The sequence below is a fragment of the Altererythrobacter sp. CAU 1644 genome, from assembly GCF_029623755.1.
Lineage (GTDB): Bacteria > Pseudomonadota > Alphaproteobacteria > Sphingomonadales > Sphingomonadaceae > Erythrobacter > Erythrobacter arenosus.
In genome coordinates this window covers 1,866,977-1,883,884 of sequence record NZ_CP121106.1, presented here as the reverse complement: position 1 = coordinate 1,883,884, position 16,908 = coordinate 1,866,977, and the positions used below count along the sequence as shown (strand labels likewise).

Below are 16,908 nucleotides of genomic sequence, written 5' to 3'. Positions count from 1 at the left end.
GCCGCAAGGGCGACCGCCCGCGCCTGAGGTCAAACAGACTAATGCCGCATGATATCGTGCAGCAGCATATAGCGTCGCGCCTCGCTCGGGCGACGGAACAGCTTACCGCGCTCGCTGAACAGCACCAGCGCGAGGCTCACCAGCGAACATAGCAGCATGGCGATCGCCAGCGGGACGGCGGTGCCGTCATAGGCCTGGCCGATCACCGCGCCGAGTACCGCGCCCGTGATCATGCGCAGGCTCATATGCGCCGATGACGCGGCGCCCGCGATCTGCTGGAACGGCTGCATCGCGATCGAGCTGAAGTTGGCGCCGACGAAACCGAGCATGGTCATCGACAGTGCCAGCAGCGGCACGAAGGTCCACAGCGTTTGCTCCGGACCGGCGAAGGCCAGCTGCGCCAGGCTGACCAGCAGGAAGCCCAGCAGCGCGGTGTGGCTTACGCGGCGCGCGCCGAACCGCTCGACGATGCGCGAGTTGGTGAAGCTCGCGATCACCATGCCGAAGACCGAGGCACCGAAGATCAGCGCGAAATAATCGCCCGCGCCGAACGCCTCGCTGATCAACTGCTGGCTTGAATTGAGGAAGCCGAACAGCGAGCCGAACACCAGCGAGCTTCCCGCGACATAGCCGAACGACACGCGGTTGGAGAGCGACTTGCCCATGTTGCGCAGGATGGTCGGCGGGTCGATTTCCTGCACGTTCTCCTCGGCCAGCGATTCGGGCAGCCGCAACCAGGTCCAGATACCTACCGCGATGGCGAGCAGCGCCATGACGACGAAGATCTCGCGCCACCCGGCGACCATCAGCACCAGCTGGCCGATCGCCGGGGCAAAGATCGGAACCGCGAGGAAAATCATGATGATGAGGCTCATCATCCGTGCCATGCGGTCGCCACCGACCCGGTCGCGCACGATGGCGGTGGGAACGACGCTGAGGCCCGCGCACAGGATTCCCTGTGCGATCCTGAGGCCGATCAGCATCCAGTATTCGGTCACCATTGCGCAGGCGAGCGACAACACCACATAGGAAACGAGGCCGAGGAACAGCACCGGACGGCGCCCGAAACGGTCGGCGAATGCTCCCGGGAAGAAGGCGCCGATACCCGCGCCGAGGAAATAGGAGCTGATGACATATTGCCGATCGTTGCCAAGCGCGCCCAGGTCATCGCCGATATGACCGAGCGCGGGCAGCATCGAATCGATGCCCAGCGCCTGCAACGCCATAAGCGACGCCATGAGCACGATCAGCTCTGTCTCGCCAAATGGGCGCTTGGTTGCAGTTGCGGTGGCCATGATCACGAAGTCCTTGGCCACTACGGCCCATCTTGGAAAGCAAGTTTTTCCCGTGACGGGTGAAAGCGCTTCGATCCACTGGTGGTTCCGCTAGCGCAGGACAGCGACTATTATTCGCCCATGAGCGGCGACGACCAGGACGCGGGTGACGAGGCGCAGGGCCTGCGCAAGATCATCCATGTCGACATGGACGCCTTCTTCGCCAGCGTCGAACAGCGCGATAATCCCGAACTGCGCGGCAAGCCGGTCGCGGTCGGCGGTTCGGGCGGGCGCGGCGTGGTCGCGGCGGCAAGCTATGAAGCGCGCAAGTTCGGGGTGCGCAGCGCCATGCCCTCGGTCACTGCCAAGCGGCTGTGCCCCGATCTCATCTTCGTGCGGCACCGCTTCGACGCCTACAAGGAAGCCTCGCGCACCATTCGCAAGATCTTCGAACATTACACCCCGCATGTTGAACCGCTGAGCCTCGACGAGGCCTATCTCGACGTTACTGAAGACCTGCTCGGGATCGGCTCGGCCACCCGCATCGCCGAGCTGATCCGGCAGGAGATCAAGGCCAAGACCAAGCTGACCGCAAGCGCGGGCATTTCGTACAACAAGTTCCTCGCCAAGCTGGCGAGCGACCAGAACAAGCCCGACGGGATGTGCGTGATCCGCCCGGGACAGGGTGCGGATTTCGTCGCCAGCCTGCCGGTGCGCCGGTTCCACGGCGTGGGGCCCAAGGGCGCGGAAAAGATGGCGCGGCTCGGGATCGAGACCGGCGCCGACCTGGCCGCCAAGGACATCGAGTTCCTCCGCACCAATTTCGGCAGCATGGGCGACTATCTCTATCGCGCCGCGCGGGGCATCGACCTTCGTCCGGTCCGCGCGCACCGCATCCGCAAGTCGGTCGGCGGTGAGCGGACCTTCAGCGAGGATATCTCGTCCGGACCGGCGCTGCGCGAGACGCTCGACAACATCATCGACATTGTGTGGGACAGTATCGAGCGGACCGAGGCGAAAGGGCGGACGGTGACGCTGAAGATGAAATATACCGACTTCCAGACGATGACGCGCGCCAAGACGGTCGATCATCCGGTTGCCAGCAAGGCCGAGTTTGCCGCGATGTCGCGCGCGCTGCTCGACGAGGCGTTGCCCCTGCCGATGCCGATCAGGCTGATGGGCCTGACCCTGTCGAAACTCGAAGGGACCGAGAGCGACGCCCCGGCGCGGGACGACCCACAGCTATCGCTGCTCTAGCTTGCGCTCGCGCCAGATCGCCAGCCGCGACCGGGTATACCCACTAAGCGGTTCGGGGAGCGAATGCGGCGGAAAGAAGCGCGCCTCCACCACCTCGCGCCCATCGGCAACTGGCCTGCTATCCGCGATGCCTGCGAACAGATGCGCAGTGTGCGGCGATCCCGAGACTTGCTCCTCGATCACGCCGAAGGAGGTGAGCTTGCCGAGCCTGATGCCGGTTTCCTCCTCGACTTCGCGCCGAGCCGCCTGCTCCGGGCTTTCACCGCGATCCATGCCTCCACCGGGCAGGCACCACACGCTCGGCCCGTAGCTGTGCCTGATCAGCAGGATTGCGCCGTGGAGATCGGTCACGATGACCGAACAGCCCGCGAGCGGAATCTTGCGCCAGCTGCGGTAACGATGCCGCAATCGATGGGCGATGCGAAACAACGCCCGGTGCAGCGACGGCGGAATCAGGCGAAGCATGTGACCGGTTGGCGCGAAGCGGCGAGGAAGCGGGCGATAGGCAGGTCGTTCTCGTCGCGGGCGGCGGCTTCGAACAGTTCGCGTTTTTCGGCCGAGCCGCCCAGCGTGAACAGTATCTCGTCGCTGGCCAGCAGGCTCGGCATCGTCAGCGTGATGCGATCGAAAGGTGCTTCGGGCGGCAACGGATCGGGCGTCAGCCGCCGCATGGCGAGCGGATCGTCCGATTTGGGATCGGTGTTGGGAAAGAGCGAGGCGATATGTCCGTCGGCGCCCATTCCCAGCCAGGCTATGGCAAAGTGCGGCACCTGTTCCATCTCGGTCAGCGTGACGACCTCGGCCCCGACCTGTTCGAACAGCGCGCGGATTTTGCCGGTATTGGAGGCCGGGTGGTCTTCCGGCACGATCCGGTCGTCTCCGGGCCAGACCAGCAGGCGCGCGAAATCCAGCTCGCGCTGCACCAGCTCTTCGAAAATCGGGAATGGCGTCGAGCCGCCGGGGACGGTGATCGCCACCGAGCCTTCGGTTTCGGACAGCGCACGGGCCAGCCGTTGCTCGAGCCAGTCGGCAACGGCAGCCGCGTTCGCGCTTTCGACCATGTTTACATTTGGCATGACCGACCAGATAGCAAAAGGGCCGCTCCCGCCAAGCGGAAACGGCCCCCCGGAGGAAATTCTCCGTATTCGAATTACTTGAGCGTTTGCGTCAGGAACCAGACCCGCTCTTCCGCCATGTCGGTCCAGTCATCGAGCAGGCCGTCGGTGGCATTGTCGTTGGCCTGTTCGGCGAGCGGCTTCATGTCCTTCAGTCGCTTGACCATCGCGGCATTGTCGTCGCGCAATTCCTTGACCATCGCCTCGGCGGTCAGCGTGACATCGTCCTGGTCCTTGACCTGCGTGTGCTTGGCGATCGAACCGACCGAGGTCAGCGTGAAATCGTCGAGCTTGCGCACCCGCTCGCCGATCACATCGATCTGATCGCGCAGCTGGATTGCATGCTCGTCGAACAGCAGATGCAGGTCGCGGAAGCGCGGCCCGGCAAGGTGCCAGTGGAAGTTCTTGGTCTTGATAAAGAGCGCGAGGTGATCGGCCAGCAGGCCATTGAGTTCGCCCACCAGCGCCTTCTTCGCATTGTCTCCGGATTGAGCCATGATTTTTCCTCCTTCGTGGATTTTCCGTACGTGTGTTCAACGGATCGAAGGAGATCGAGTTTCTCGAACAATAATGATCGCTGTGATAGATTGAGTCGATTGTCAGAGGAGTGCCCTGGCCGACAGGGCGAGCACGATCGCCGCAATCGCTAGGGCGCCGCCGAGCGCAATGCGAATGCCGCGTAAGGGCAGGCGGCGCTCAAGCTCCCCTCGCATCATCCAGCCAAGCAACAAGGCGGCAAAACCGCCCAGCGCTCCGCCAATGGCCGCCATCGGCGCGAGCACCGTCGCCGCGGCGAAGGCAAAGATGGCGAAGCGCGCGCCATCACCGATCTGGCGAAAGAACAGCGCCAGCGCGATGGCCCCGAGCGAACGGGTCGGCTCCGTCGGCGCCTTCATCCGGACCGGCCAGAACAGTTCGATCGCTGCGGCAAGCAGCGCGAAGGCCACGAGCATCTGCTTGGCCGCGCTCGGCAGCAACTCGGCGACGGTGAGGCCGGCGGTTGCCATCAGCGCCGCCGTCGCCGTCGATACCAGTGCCCCTGCCGCCAGCAACCCCGGCGCCGGACCGAGCCGCTCGGCCAGACGCGCGACCGTCAGCTGGTCGCGCCCGCCGAGCGAGATCAAAAAGGTCGCAATCAGGGGCAGGAGGAAGGAGTCCATCGCCGCATGGCATAGCGCAGCCGCCGGAGCATCGCTACGCGCCTGTCCACCGTCTTCCCCTATCGGATTGGCGCTTGCACCCCGGCCCGAGCTGCCTAGTCTGCCGCCCAGCAAATCGTGATTGGTGGAAAGGATGCGGGCGGATGAAACTCGAACAGGGAATGGCAGCGGTGGTGACGGGCGGCGCGTCCGGGCTCGGTCGAGCGAGCGCCAAGGCGCTGTCGGATGCAGGCCTGAAGGTGGCGATCTTCGACATCAATGACGAGGCCGGCGAGGAGCATGCGGCGGCAATAGGCGGCACCTTCCACCACGTAGACATCATGGACGAGCAATCGGTCGAGGACGGCTTTGCCGCCGCGCGCGCCGCGAACGGGCAGGAGCGCGTCACGGTCCATTGCGCAATGGCCTCGCAGCGCGGCAAGACCTTGGGCTTCGACAAGGAGACCGGCGGCTACAAGCGCCTGCCGACCGAGGATTATGCCTTCGGCGCCGAGGGTATCCTGGTCGCCAGCTATCGCATTGCGAGCATCTCAGCACTCGGCATGGCCAATGCCGAACCGCTCAACGATGATGGCGAGCGCGGCTCGATCACCCTCACCGCCTCGGTCGCCGCGCAGGACGGCCAGATCGGGCAGGTGATCTACGGCAGCTGCAAGGCCGGCGTGAACGGGCTGGTGCTGCCGATGGCGCGGGACCTGATGGACCTCGGCATTCGCGTCAATTCAGTGATGCCGGGGATCTTCGCCACGCCGCTGATGCTGGGCATGAAGGATCGCAACCCGGCAATGTGGGCGCAGCTCAACGCCAGCGTGCCCTTCCCCAAGCGGCTGGGCGAACCGGAGGAATTCGCCTCGCTGATCCTCGAGATCGCCCGCAACAGCTACATCAACGGGCACCAGTTCCGGCTCGACGGCGCGATCCGCATGCCGCCGAAATGAGCCAGAACCTCCAAGCGAACAAGGCCAATGCCAAGGCATTCTACGACCTCATGTTCAACGAGTGCCTGCCGCGCGAAGCGGTCGAGCGCTATGTCGGTGCCACCTATATCCAGCACAATCCCGAAGTCGGCGACGGGAAAGAGGCGTTCATCGAGTATTTCGAGCGGATGGCCCGCGAATTCCCAGGCAAGCGCGTCGACTTCAAGCGCGCCGTCGCCGAGGGGGAGTTCGTCGTTTTGCACTGCCATCAGACCTGGCCGGGCGATCACGACTATGCAGGGATCGACATCTTTCGCTTCGATAATGAGGGCAAGATTGTCGAACACTGGGATGTTCTACAGGCAGTGCCCGAGACCGCGAAACACGACAACGGAATGTTCTGAGATGCCGGGAAGCTGGAGCGGGTGAAGGGAATCGAACCCTCGTCGTCAGCTTGGGAAGCTGCTGCTCTACCATTGAGCTACACCCGCGGCACGGATTGCGCGCCTTTGCCGCGAAGCTGAAACGCGGTCAATGCCATTCGCACGCCGGCAGGCGCAGAGCGGCTATTCCTTAAGTCAGGTTGCAATTCGGTACCCAACCAAGCAAAGCGGGCTCGCACCGTGGCCAGTGAGGGAGATGCGCGCCGTGAGCCAGTTCGAAATGATTGCCGTCGAGAGCGACGGTCCGGTTACCACAATCACCCTGAACCGACCCGAACGCCTCAACGCCTGCCCGCCGCAGATGGCCGACGAGATTTTCACCGCCTTGGGCGGTCTCGGCGATGCCCGCGCCCTGCTGATCCGGGGTGAGGGTCGCGCCTTCTGCTCGGGCGCCGATCTCGCTGTCAGCGCGGACTCGTCGATCAAGGGGGGGCGGCGCTCGTTCATTTCGCTCCAGCACCATTACAACCCGATGATCCAGACGCTGTTCGACCTGCCGATCCCGGTCGTGGCCGAAGTGTCGGGGCCGGCCGCGGGCGTGGGATGCTCGCTCGCATTGACCGCCGATTTCGTCGTTGCCGGCAAGAGCGGCTATTTTCTGCAGGCCTTCGTCAATATCGGGCTGGTTCCCGATGGCGGTTCGAGCTGGTTCCTGCCGCGCCTGATCGGCCTGCCGCGCGCCACGCAAATGATGATGCTGGGCGAACGCATCCACGCCGAGGAAGCCGAGCGGATCGGGCTGATCTACAAATGCGTCGAGGACGATGCGCTGGCGTCCGAGGCCAGGTCATTGGTCGAGCGGCTTGCCAATGGGCCGACGGTCGCGCTCGGTCACATGAAGCACAATGTGCGGCGCGGACTGATGGCCGACCTCAACACCGCGCTGCAGAACGAGTCGCGCACCCAATGGGCCGCCGGCGACAGCGCCGACGCGGGCGAAGGTATCAGCGCCTTCCTGGAAAAGCGCGGCGCGAACTTCACGGGACGCTAAGGCATCACCGGCAAAAAATCAGGGCCGCCGCCGCTCGAAGCCTCTCCGACCTCTCGAGCAGCAGCGGCCCCTCCCCACAACAGGGGCGACCCGATGGGGATCAGAAGCGGAAGGCGACGCCTGCGCTCAGCACCCACGGATCGAGCTTGTGTTCGGTCTGGATGGCGAGCGTATTGCCCGCATACCAGCGCGCCGTCGTGTCGACGAAGTAGCGCTTCGCATCGAAGGTGATCGCGGCGCTTTCGTTGATCGGCACATCGACGCCTGCCTGGAGCACGAAGCCGAATTCATCGGACAGGGTCGTCTTGGTGACGCCCAGCGGAATGGTCGCCGCACCCGGTTCGACATCGACCCACAGGAAGTAGGTCACGCCCGCACCGACATAAGGCTTAATGCTGGCGGTCGGGAAATGATACTTGGCGGTGAAAGTCGCCGGGATCACCTTGGCATCCGACACCAGTTCTGCACCGGGCAGGCCGGTGGTCCCGTCCACGTCGTGCTGGGTCACGCAGCAGATCGTTTCGAGCGAGACGTTGTCGGTGAAGAAATACTCGATCGCCACGGTCGGGACGTAATTGTCATTGGCCTTGGTCTGCGTTCCCGCGGGCAAGCCCACGATATCCGTGTCGAATTCGGTGATCTTGCCATCGGGCAGCACGCCGGTGGCGAGGATCTTCACCTGCACATCGCCCTGGCGGTCTTGCGCGGCGGCCGGGCTGGCAATCATTGCGAGAGTGGCGACGCCAGCTGCGAGAATCGCTTTCATTAGACTTTCCCTTTGCCCCGCAGCGGTCGCCCCTCGCGACCTGAACCTCCTGCGGTGCGGGGTCCAACTATTCATCCAGCCGATCCGCTTCATTGATCCAGATCAAGGACTGTTCGGCCAGTCTCTCCGATTAACTTCGCCAATGAATATCATGTCGCGAGTGCCGAGAATGGATGTCCGCAAGGTCACCGATGAATTCCTGAAGACTGCGTTCGATGTCGAATGCGGGAGTCGCGCCTCCCGCCAGCTGGGCGAAATAGCGCGCCTGCTGACGCCTTGCCGCGGCACGTCCGCAGCGATCGAGCGCGATCGCGAACAGATCGTCTTCGTGGCCAGCGGCGCGACCAAGCTGGTCGCCAGCGCTTCGGACAACCGCGAGCAGGTGGTCGCCTTCCACTTCGGCGGCGACATCATCTCGATCCCGGCCGATGGTATGCACGCCTACACACTGTTCGCCCTGGCCGACAGCACGCTGCTGATCTTTCCGGCAAGCGAGTTCAAGGCATGCGCGCTGAGCCATCCGGCGGTCCTCCGGGCCATGCTCGAGCGGACGCAGACCGCGCTCTATCGCTGCCGCGACAAGGCCGTCGACCTTGGCCGCAAGAATGCGAAGGAACGCCTGGCCGGCTTCCTCGTCGCCATGTCCGAACGCATTGGGCGGACCGCAAACGGCAAGTGCCGGATCGAGCTGCCCATGTCTCGCCGCGACATCGGCGATAGCCTGGGCCTGACGATCGAGACGATCAGCCGCCAGTTCAGCGAGCTCAAGCAGGCCGGCCTGATCGTGACCGAGGGGCGTTCGGGTGTGACCGTGCAGGATCCGGCGAAGCTCCTGACGATGGCAGGTCATATCTGACGGAGAAGCCGAATTATTTTCGAAATTTGATCTGCATCAATGCAGGTGTCCGGGCGGGGCACTACCACCACCCGGTCTAGGAAGGGGCTAAATCTCATGGAAGCTGTACTCGGCAGGGTAGGACTGTGGTTCCTCGTTCTCCTGCTCGCAATCGCCGCCATCGTCGGGGCGAAGGACGCCGGCTTTGCCGCGCACGCCACCATCGTTGCCATCGTCGCGTTCATCCTGATCTGGGCGACCGCGGGCAGCTATGACCCGATGGCCAAGGCGCAAAGCCTGTTCAAGATGCCTCCGGGCCCGTCGAAATATGACGATGACCCGGTGCGCTGGGGCGTCATTGCGACGATGTTCTGGGGTCTTGCCGGGTTCCTGGCGGGCCTGTTCATCGCGACCCAGATGGTCTTCCCGCAGCTCAACTTCGAGCCTTACCTGAACTTCGGTCGCCTGCGTCCGCTGCATACCAGCGCGGTGATCTTCGCCTTTGGCGGCAACGCCCTGATCGCGACGAGCTACTACGTGGTGCAGCGCACTTGCCGCGCCCCGCTCGCCTTCCCCGGCCTCGCCCGGTTCGTATTCTGGGGCTACCAGCTGTTCATCGTGCTGGCCGCGACCGGCTATCTCCTCGGCGTCACCCAGTCGAAGGAATATGCCGAGCCCGAATGGTATGTCGACCTGTGGCTGACCATTGTTTGGGTCGCCTATCTGGTGGTCTTCGTCGGCACGATCCTGAAGCGCAAGGAGCCGCATATCTATGTGGCGAACTGGTTCTTCCTCGCCTTCATCATCACCGTCGCCATGCTGCATGTGGTCAACAATCTGGCCATGCCGGTGAGCCTGCTGGGTTCGCGCAGCTACAGCGCCTTTGCGGGCGTGCAGGATGCACTGACCCAGTGGTGGTACGGCCATAACGCGGTCGGCTTCTTCCTTACCGCCGGCTTCCTCGCGATGATGTATTACTTCGTGCCGAAGCAGGCCGAACGACCGGTCTATTCCTACCGCCTGTCGATCATCCACTTCTGGTCGCTGATCTTCCTCTACATCTGGGCGGGTCCGCACCACCTCCACTACACCGCGCTGCCCGACTGGGCGCAGACGCTCGGCATGGTGTTTTCGGTGATGCTGTGGATGCCCAGCTGGGGCGGGATGATCAACGGGCTGATGACGCTCAACGGGGCGTGGGACAAGGTGCGCACCGACCCGATCATCCGCATGATGGTGATTGCGCTCGCCTTCTACGGCATGAGCACCTTCGAAGGCCCGATGATGAGCATCAAGTGGGTCAACAGCCTGTCGCACTATACCGACTGGACCATTGGCCACGTTCACTCCGGCGCCTTGGGCTGGAACGGCATGATCACCTTCGCCTGCGTGTACTATCTCGTACCGCGCCTGTGGAAGCGCGAGCGGCTCTACAGCCTGCGCATGATCAACTGGCACTTCTGGCTCGCGACCGTCGGCATCGTCTTCTACGCCGCGAGCATGTGGGTGGCAGGCGTGACCCAGGGCCTGATGTGGGCCGAGTACGGCGCCGACGGCTACCTGGTGAACAGCTTCGCCGACACGGTCGCCGCGCTCAAGCCAATGTTCGCGCTGCGCGCCTTCGGCGGCCTGCTCTACCTCACCGGCTTCGTCATCATGATCTACAATGTGTGGCAGACGATCGCCGGGAACCTGCGTGAAGAAGCGCCGATGACCGAAACCCCGCACGACGAGGCCGCCGATCGCCCGATCAGCGCGGTTCCGGCTGAATAGGATCCCCAGCGATGAGCACTGAGAAGAAAGGCTTTGCCGAGCGCCACAAGAAGCTCGAGCGCAATGTAACCCTGCTTGGGGTGGCCACCCTCGTCACCGTCGCCATCGGAGGCGTGGTGGAGATCGCACCGCTGTTCTGGATCGACAACACGATCGAGGAAGTAGAGGGCATGCGCCCCTACTCCCCGCTCGAACTGGCGGGACGCGACATCTACATCCGCGAGGGTTGCTACACCTGCCACAGCCAGATGATCCGGCCGTTCCGCGACGAGGTCGAACGCTATGGCCACTACAGCCTCGCCGCCGAGAGCATGTACGACCATCCATTCCAGTGGGGATCGAAGCGCACCGGGCCGGACCTGGCGCGCGTGGGCGGGCGCTATTCGGACGAATGGCATGTCCAGCACCTTGAGGATCCGCAAGCGGTGGTGCCCGAAAGCATCATGCCGCAATACGGCTTCCTCAAGGATGCGCCGCTCAAGATCGCCGATGCCTCGGCCAATCTCACGGCGCTGCGGCGGCTCGGCGTGCCTTACTCGGACGAGGATGTCGAGAAGGCCAATGCCGACTTGATGGCGCAGGCCGATCCTGACGCCGACGCCGGCAATCTCGCCGAGCGCTATCCCAAGGCGCAGATCCGCGATTTCGACGGCGATCCCGACCGCGTGACCGAGATGGACGCGCTAGTCGCCTACCTGCAGATGCTCGGCACGCTGGTCGATGTGAACAGCGCCGCCGCGCAGGAGAAACTCGCGACAGAGAAGGGGCGGTAATGGACTACGAAACCCTGCGTCACTTCGCCGACAGCTACGGCCTGGCGATCATGGTCGTGCTGTTCCTGGCGCTGTGCCTGTGGCCGTTCCGCCCGGGCGCGCGCGAGCACAACCAGAAGGCTGCCAATTCCATTTTCGAGGGACAAGACGATGGCGAATGATCCATCCAGCAACAGCCGGATCGACGAAGCGACCGGCACCGAGTTCGTCGGCCACGAATGGGACGGCATCGAAGAACTCGACACGCCGATGCCGCGGTGGTGGCTGTGGACCTTCTATATCACCGTGGTCTGGGCGATCATCTACACCGTGCTCTATCCGGCATGGCCGATGCTCTCCAAGGCGACCGAGGGCACGCTCGGCTGGTCAAGCCGCGGCGACCTCGCCGAACAGATCAGCCTCGCCGACCAGGCGCGGGTGAGCGTCGGCGAGCGGATCGCGGCGATCGATACGACCAAGCTTTCGGGCAATCCCGAACTGCTGCAGCAGGCGGTCGCGGGGGGCGCGGCGGCGTTCAAGGTCAACTGCGTCCAGTGCCACGGCTCGGGCGCGGCGGGCAATCAGGAGCTCGGCTACCCCAACCTCAACGACGATGACTGGATCTGGGGCGGCGACATGCAGGCGATCGAATATTCGATCGTGCACGGCATCCGCCAGCCGGGTTCGGACCAGCGGCAGGGCGCCATGCCGGCCTTCGAGGGCATGTTCAGCAATGCCCAGCTCGACGCGCTGGTCGCGCAGGTCCAGTCGCTCGGCGGCACCGGCAAGAGCAATGCCGTGGGCGCGCAGCTCTACAGCGAGAACTGCGCCATTTGCCACGGCCAGAACGGCGAGGGCGACCGCACTGTCGGCGCGCCGCGGCTCAACGACGCGATCTGGCTCCGCGGCAAGAGTGCCGACGCCATTCGCAGGCAGATCCTCAATCCGAAGATGGGCGCCATGCCCGCATGGGGCGAGCGTCTCGATCCGGTCACCATCAAGATGCTGACCGCCTATGTCCATTCGCTCGGGGGAGGCGAAGACTTCCTGGAGGCTCCGGTTGAAGAACCGGTGGCCGAAGTCAATGAGCAACCCTGACGAAACCAGGCCCGATCCCAAGCCCGGCGACGATCGCGATTGGTCGGTCGTCGTCGAGGATGGGGTGGCCAAGACCAACGAGCCGGTGTCGAGTGCGGTAGCCTCGCCCGGCGCGGCCACGCGGCGGCACGAACCGCACGAACCCCCGCGCACCACCCTGCCCGAAAAGCTCTACGAGAAGCGCAAGGCAGTCCATAACAAGCGGATCGACGGCCCGTTCCGCCGCTTCAAGTGGTTCGTCATGGTGGTGACGCTGGGGATCTACTGGATCACCCCGTGGCTGCGCTGGGATCGTGGACCCTACGCCCCCGACCAGGCGGTGCTGATCGATCTCGCCAATCGCCGTTTCTACATGTTCGATATCGAGATCTGGCCGCACGAGTTCTACTTCGTCGCGGGATTGCTGATCATGGCGGGTATCGGGCTGTTCCTGGTCACCAGCGCGGTCGGCCGCGCGTGGTGCGGCTATGCCTGCCCGCAGACGGTGTGGACCGATCTCTACCAGCACGTCGACCGCTTCATCGATGGTGATCGCAATGCGCGCATGCGGCTCGACGCCGCGCCCTGGACCGCCGGGAAGATCGCGCGGCGCGCCTTCAAGTGGTCGATCTATCTCGCCATCGCCTTTGCCACCGGCGGGGCGTGGATCCTCTATTTCGCCGATGCGCCGACGCTGTTCCGCGATTTCTTCACGGGCGATGCGGCGCCGATCGCCTATGGCACGGTGCTGGTCCTCACCGCCACGACCTTCACTCTGGGCGGTTTCATGCGCGAGCAGGTGTGCATCTACATGTGCCCCTGGCCCCGCATCCAGACCGCCATGCTCGACGAGAAATCGCTGATCGTCACCTACAAGGACTGGCGTGGCGAACCGCGCGGCAGCGTCAAGAAGGCGGCCAAGAACCCCGACCAGTTCGGCGACTGCATCGATTGCCTGCAGTGTGTGCAGGTCTGCCCCACGGGCATAGATATTCGCGAGGGGCCGCAGATCGGCTGCATCACCTGCGCGCTGTGCATCGACGCCTGCGACCGCGTGATGAAGGACATCGGTCGCCCGCGCGGTCTGATCGACTATGCCACGCTGGAGGACTGCGAGCGCGAGGCGGCAGGCGAAACGCCGCGACCGGTGTGGAAGACGCTGCTCCACCCGCGCACCATCGCCTATTTCCTCATCTGGGGCAGCATCGGCCTCGCCATGCTGTTCGCGCTGGGCGCACGCAATCACACCGACCTCACCGTCTCGCCCGATCGCAATCCGCCCTTCATGCTGATGAGCGACGGGTCGATCCGCAATTCCTACACGCTCAAGCTGCGCAATATGGAAAGCCGCCCGCGTGAAATGGAAATCGCGGTCGAAGGGCTGCCGGGCGCCATGCTGTGGACCGATACCATCGCGCGCGAGGATGCCTCGCCGACCCAGCGCTTCATGGTCGATTCGGACCAGATCCGCACCGTGCGGGCCTATGTCATGGCCCCTGCCAACACCGGACCGCGCGATTTCTCCTTCCGCCTCACCTCGCTCGACGAACAACGCGAGCAGGATGTGGTAGAAACGGGCTTTTCCGCGCCAGGAGGCGAATGATGAGCAAGCACTTCACCGGCAGGCACATGTTCTGGATCCTGTTCGCCGGCTTCGGCGTGGTGGTCGCGGTCAATTTCGGGATGGCGGCGCTCGCTTCGCGCAGCTTCTCTGGCGTCGTGGTCGAGAATTCCTACGTCGCCAGCCAGGAATTCAACCAGTGGCTCGATGCGGCAGAGAAGCAGAAGGCGCTGGGCTGGGACGTGGCGTTGTCGCGCGACGAGGCCGGACGCCTGCTGGTCGAGACGACTGGCGTGCCGAGCGGAGCAAAGGTCAGCGCCGAATTGCGCCGCCCGCTGGGCGAGCATGACAGCAGCACGATCGAACTGTCCGCGAGCGATGGCGGTCTGTTCCGTTCGGACGACGTGCTGCCCGCCGGGCGGTGGACGGTGCGGCTACTGATCGAAGCGGGGCAGGATCGCTTTGCGCTGGAGGAACCCTTGGCGTGAACTTCCCAGCCCGCCTCGACGATGCACGCGCCCAGCAATTCGCGGATACGCGGTTCACTGTGCCGGGCATGCGCTGTGCGGGCTGCATCGCCAAGATCGAGCGCGGGCTTGGCGATCTGGAGGGCGTCGAAAGCGCGCGGGTGAATTTCTCAGCCAAGCGTGTGGCGGTACGGCACGATGCCGGGCTGACGCAGGACCACCTCGTCGAGGCGCTCGAACATCTCGGCTTCGAGGCGCAGGCGGTAGCCGACAATCCGCTCGCGACCGACGACAAGGAATCGAAGGCGCTGCTGCGCGCGGTCGCCGTTGCCGGCTTCGGCATGATGAACATCATGCTGCTTTCGGTGAGCGTGTGGTCGGGCGCGGGCGGCGTGACCCGCGAGATGTTCCACTGGCTCTCGGCGCTGATCGCGCTGCCGGTGGTTGCCTATTCGGGGCGTCCCTTCTTCGCCTCTGCCGCCATGGCGCTACGCTATCGCCGCACCAACATGGATGTGCCGATCTCGATCGGGGTCATCCTCGCGACCGCCATGAGCCTCTACGAGACCGCAACCGGGGGCGAGCATGCCTATTTCGACGGCGCGGTCATGCTGCTGTTCTTCCTGCTCGCAGGGCGGGCGCTCGATGCGACGATGCGCAATCGCACCCGCGCCGGGATCGGCGCATTGCTGTCGCGCATGGGCAAGAGCGCGGCCGTGCTCCAGCCCGACGGCTCAACCCGGCGGGTCGCGGCGGAAGAGCTGGAGCCGGGGATGGTCATGCTGGTGGCTGCCGGGGAGGCCCTCGCCGCCGATGGCGTGATCGAGATTGGCGAGAGCCGGATCGACAATGCCATGCTGACGGGCGAGAGCACGCCCGAACCGGTTGTCGAAGGCCGCGAAGTGCACGCCGGCGCGGTCAACCTCGCCAATCCGATCCATGTCCGCGTGAGCGCGGTCGGGGCCGATACCGCACTCGCCGAGATCGCGCGGCTGATGGACGAGGCCGGGCAATCGCGCAGCCGCTATGTCCGGATCGCCGATCGCGCTTCGCGCCTCTATGCGCCCGCCGTGCACTCGCTGGCGCTGTTGTCTTTCATCGGCTGGATGATCGCAGGGGTCGGCTGGCATCAGTCGATGCTGATCGCGATCGCGGTGCTGATCATTACCTGCCCTTGCGCGCTGGGGCTCGCCGTCCCGGCAGCGCAGGTGGTCGCTTCCGGAGCGCTCATCAAGAAGGGCTTCCTGGTCAAGGACGGCAGCGCGCTCGAACGGCTGGCAGAGGTCGATGTCGCGCTGTTCGACAAGACCGGGACGCTGACCCTGGGCGAGCCGCGGGCAGATCTCGGCGCGCTTGACGAAGATGCGAAGCCGGTTGCCCTGGCGCTGGCGCAGGCGAGCCGCCACCCCTTAAGCCGGGGGCTGGCCAAGAGCCTCGCGATCGATGGCGCCACGCCAGCCTCGCTCACCGGGCTCACCGAAGAAGCCGGGTTCGGCGTGCGGGCCAGTCTGGATGGCCTGTCCGTCGCGCTGGGCAAGCCCGCCACCGCGCAAGACGGGCTGGCGAGCGAACTGACGGTTGGCGAGCGGCGCTATCTGATCCAGTTCAGCGATGCGCTCCGCCCCGATGCCGCGCAGGCGATCGAACGGCTCGACGGCATTGGTGTCGAGAGCCGGATCATCTCGGGCGACAAGCGCGAAGCGGTGGCCACCATCGCCCGCGAATTGGGCATCTTCGCCTACCACCAGCAGTCGCCGCAGCAGAAACTCGACGCCATCGCAACGATCAAGCAACAGGGCCATAGGCCGCTGATGGTCGGAGATGGCCTCAACGACGGCCCCGCCCTCGCCGCCGCCCATGCTTCCATCGCACCCGGCACGGCGAGCGATGCCAGCCAGCAGGCCGCCGATGCGGTGTTCATCGGTGACAAGCTCATGCCCGCTGTGCTCGGCGTGCAGGTCGCGCGGCGCTGCATGCAGATCGTGCGGCAGAATTTCGCCTTCGCGATCATCTACAATGTGTGCGCAGTGCCGCTGGCGCTCGCTGGCATGGTGACACCGATGATTGCGGCGCTCGCCATGTCGATGAGCTCGCTGATCGTGGTCGGCAACTCGCTGCGCCTGGCCAAGGCCGCCGGATGAGCGGCCTCGCGATCCTGATCCCGATTGCGCTGGGGATGGGCGCGTTCGGTCTGGCCGCCTTCTTCTGGGCGATGCGCGATGGGCAGTTCGAAGACATGGACGGCGCGGCGCACCGCATCCTGATCGAGGATGAGGACGACAGCGAATGAAGCTCGTCGCGCTGCTTGCCATTGCTTCGCTGGTCCCCTTGGGCACCGGCCCGCTGCCGACAGAGAAGCGCACGCTCGCTGTGGCGCTGTGCGACGGTGGCACGCTCTCGATCCCGCTCGGCAATGATGAGGATGCACCCTCCCCCTGCCCGGCCAAGGCATGCCATGCCGGCACCTGCCGCAAGCAAATTGATTCAGCGCAAAGACGCGCGCGCTGATCCGCTCCAGAG

General features: G+C 64.7%; 20 protein-coding genes and 1 tRNA gene. 14 read left to right on the top strand and 7 right to left on the bottom strand.

Annotated elements, in window-relative coordinates:
- Window positions 1-38 precede the first annotated feature (38 nt).
- Window positions 39-1,316: a multidrug effflux MFS transporter gene (locus tag P7228_RS09390; RefSeq protein ID WP_278014978.1), complete on the bottom strand. Its 1,278-nt coding sequence runs from the start codon at window positions 1,314-1,316 to the stop codon at window positions 39-41.
- A gap of 99 nt (window positions 1,317-1,415) precedes the next feature.
- On the opposite strand from P7228_RS09390, the gene dinB reads away from it, so the two are divergent.
- Window positions 1,416-2,531, top strand: coding sequence for a DNA polymerase IV (gene dinB / locus P7228_RS09385; RefSeq protein ID WP_278017744.1), 1,116 nt, complete (start codon window positions 1,416-1,418; stop codon window positions 2,529-2,531).
- Here dinB and P7228_RS09380 read toward each other — a convergent pair.
- From P7228_RS09380 to P7228_RS09365, 4 genes are all read right to left on the bottom strand, one after another.
- The gene (locus tag P7228_RS09380) at window positions 2,517-2,996 is read right to left on the bottom strand and encodes an NUDIX domain-containing protein (RefSeq protein ID WP_278014977.1); all 480 of its coding nucleotides are present in this window, start codon (window positions 2,994-2,996) and stop codon (window positions 2,517-2,519) included. The two genes, dinB and P7228_RS09380, sit on opposite strands and share 15 nt — an antisense overlap.
- On the bottom strand, window positions 2,984-3,607 hold the full coding sequence (locus P7228_RS09375) for a 6-phosphogluconolactonase (protein WP_278014976.1): 624 nt from the start codon (window positions 3,605-3,607) through the stop codon (window positions 2,984-2,986). Before P7228_RS09375 ends, P7228_RS09380 begins: the two co-directional genes overlap by 13 nt.
- 74 nt (window positions 3,608-3,681) lie before the next feature.
- Window positions 3,682-4,143: a Dps family protein gene (locus P7228_RS09370; RefSeq protein ID WP_278014975.1), complete on the bottom strand. Its 462-nt coding sequence runs from the start codon at window positions 4,141-4,143 to the stop codon at window positions 3,682-3,684.
- A 102-nt stretch (window positions 4,144-4,245) separates the two neighbouring features.
- Complete coding sequence (locus P7228_RS09365) at window positions 4,246-4,806, bottom strand: hypothetical protein (RefSeq protein WP_278014974.1); 561 nt, start codon at window positions 4,804-4,806, stop codon at window positions 4,246-4,248.
- Window positions 4,807-4,949: 143 nt separating this feature from the next.
- Here P7228_RS09365 and P7228_RS09360 point away from each other — a divergent pair, with 143 nt between their 5' ends.
- Window positions 4,950-5,744, top strand: coding sequence for an SDR family oxidoreductase (locus P7228_RS09360; RefSeq protein ID WP_278014973.1), 795 nt, complete (start codon window positions 4,950-4,952; stop codon window positions 5,742-5,744).
- On the top strand, window positions 5,741-6,127 hold the full coding sequence (locus tag P7228_RS09355) for a nuclear transport factor 2 family protein (protein ID WP_278014972.1): 387 nt from the start codon (window positions 5,741-5,743) through the stop codon (window positions 6,125-6,127). Before P7228_RS09360 ends, P7228_RS09355 begins: the two co-directional genes overlap by 4 nt.
- 13 nt (window positions 6,128-6,140) lie before the next feature.
- On the opposite strand, the gene P7228_RS09350 is transcribed toward P7228_RS09355, so the two are convergent.
- Window positions 6,141-6,214 (bottom strand) — tRNA-Gly (locus tag P7228_RS09350).
- 148 nt (window positions 6,215-6,362) lie between these two features.
- On the opposite strand from P7228_RS09350, the gene P7228_RS09345 reads away from it, so the two are divergent.
- Window positions 6,363-7,157, top strand: coding sequence for an enoyl-CoA hydratase-related protein (locus P7228_RS09345; RefSeq protein ID WP_278014971.1), 795 nt, complete (start codon window positions 6,363-6,365; stop codon window positions 7,155-7,157).
- A 100-nt stretch (window positions 7,158-7,257) separates the two neighbouring features.
- Here the strand turns inward: P7228_RS09345 and P7228_RS09340 are convergent, their stop codons facing one another.
- Complete coding sequence (locus P7228_RS09340; RefSeq protein ID WP_278014970.1) at window positions 7,258-7,923, bottom strand: OmpW/AlkL family protein; 666 nt, start codon at window positions 7,921-7,923, stop codon at window positions 7,258-7,260.
- Window positions 7,924-8,092: 169 nt separating this feature from the next.
- Between P7228_RS09340 and P7228_RS09335 the strand changes: the two genes are divergently transcribed.
- The 10 genes from P7228_RS09335 to P7228_RS09290 all read left to right on the top strand — a co-directional run bounded on the left by P7228_RS09335 (window position 8,093) and on the right by P7228_RS09290 (window position 16,896).
- On the top strand, window positions 8,093-8,779 hold the full coding sequence (locus tag P7228_RS09335; RefSeq protein WP_278014969.1) for a helix-turn-helix domain-containing protein: 687 nt from the start codon (window positions 8,093-8,095) through the stop codon (window positions 8,777-8,779).
- A 96-nt stretch (window positions 8,780-8,875) separates the two neighbouring features.
- Window positions 8,876-10,531, top strand: coding sequence for a cytochrome-c oxidase, cbb3-type subunit I (gene ccoN / locus P7228_RS09330; protein ID WP_278014968.1), 1,656 nt, complete (start codon window positions 8,876-8,878; stop codon window positions 10,529-10,531).
- Between the two features lie 11 nt (window positions 10,532-10,542).
- A complete protein-coding gene (ccoO, locus tag P7228_RS09325; RefSeq protein ID WP_278014967.1) occupies window positions 10,543-11,304 on the top strand; it encodes a cytochrome-c oxidase, cbb3-type subunit II in 762 nt (253 codons plus the stop codon).
- Window positions 11,304-11,465 (top strand): cbb3-type cytochrome oxidase subunit 3, encoded by a 162-nt coding sequence (locus P7228_RS09320; RefSeq protein ID WP_278014966.1) that lies wholly within the window; start codon window positions 11,304-11,306, stop codon window positions 11,463-11,465. The genes ccoO and P7228_RS09320 overlap by 1 nt, the downstream gene beginning before the upstream one ends.
- Window positions 11,455-12,381 (top strand): cytochrome-c oxidase, cbb3-type subunit III, encoded by a 927-nt coding sequence (ccoP, locus tag P7228_RS09315; protein ID WP_278014965.1) that lies wholly within the window; start codon window positions 11,455-11,457, stop codon window positions 12,379-12,381. The genes P7228_RS09320 and ccoP overlap by 11 nt, the downstream gene beginning before the upstream one ends.
- Window positions 12,368-13,963 carry a cytochrome c oxidase accessory protein CcoG gene (gene ccoG / locus P7228_RS09310; RefSeq protein WP_278014964.1) on the top strand — a complete coding sequence of 532 codons (1,596 nt, stop codon included), beginning with the start codon at window positions 12,368-12,370 and terminating at the stop codon, window positions 13,961-13,963. Before ccoP ends, ccoG begins: the two co-directional genes overlap by 14 nt.
- Window positions 13,963-14,409 carry a FixH family protein gene (locus tag P7228_RS09305; RefSeq protein ID WP_278014963.1) on the top strand — a complete coding sequence of 149 codons (447 nt, stop codon included), beginning with the start codon at window positions 13,963-13,965 and terminating at the stop codon, window positions 14,407-14,409. The genes ccoG and P7228_RS09305 overlap by 1 nt, the downstream gene beginning before the upstream one ends.
- Window positions 14,406-16,529 carry a heavy metal translocating P-type ATPase gene (locus P7228_RS09300; protein ID WP_278014962.1) on the top strand — a complete coding sequence of 708 codons (2,124 nt, stop codon included), beginning with the start codon at window positions 14,406-14,408 and terminating at the stop codon, window positions 16,527-16,529. The genes P7228_RS09305 and P7228_RS09300 overlap by 4 nt, the downstream gene beginning before the upstream one ends.
- Window positions 16,526-16,678, top strand: a complete 153-nt coding sequence (gene ccoS / locus P7228_RS09295) for a cbb3-type cytochrome oxidase assembly protein CcoS (protein ID WP_278014961.1) — start codon at window positions 16,526-16,528, stop codon at window positions 16,676-16,678. Before P7228_RS09300 ends, ccoS begins: the two co-directional genes overlap by 4 nt.
- Window positions 16,675-16,896: a hypothetical protein gene (locus P7228_RS09290; protein WP_278014960.1), complete on the top strand. Its 222-nt coding sequence runs from the start codon at window positions 16,675-16,677 to the stop codon at window positions 16,894-16,896. The genes ccoS and P7228_RS09290 overlap by 4 nt, the downstream gene beginning before the upstream one ends.
- The last annotated feature ends 12 nt before the right edge of the window (window positions 16,897-16,908 follow it).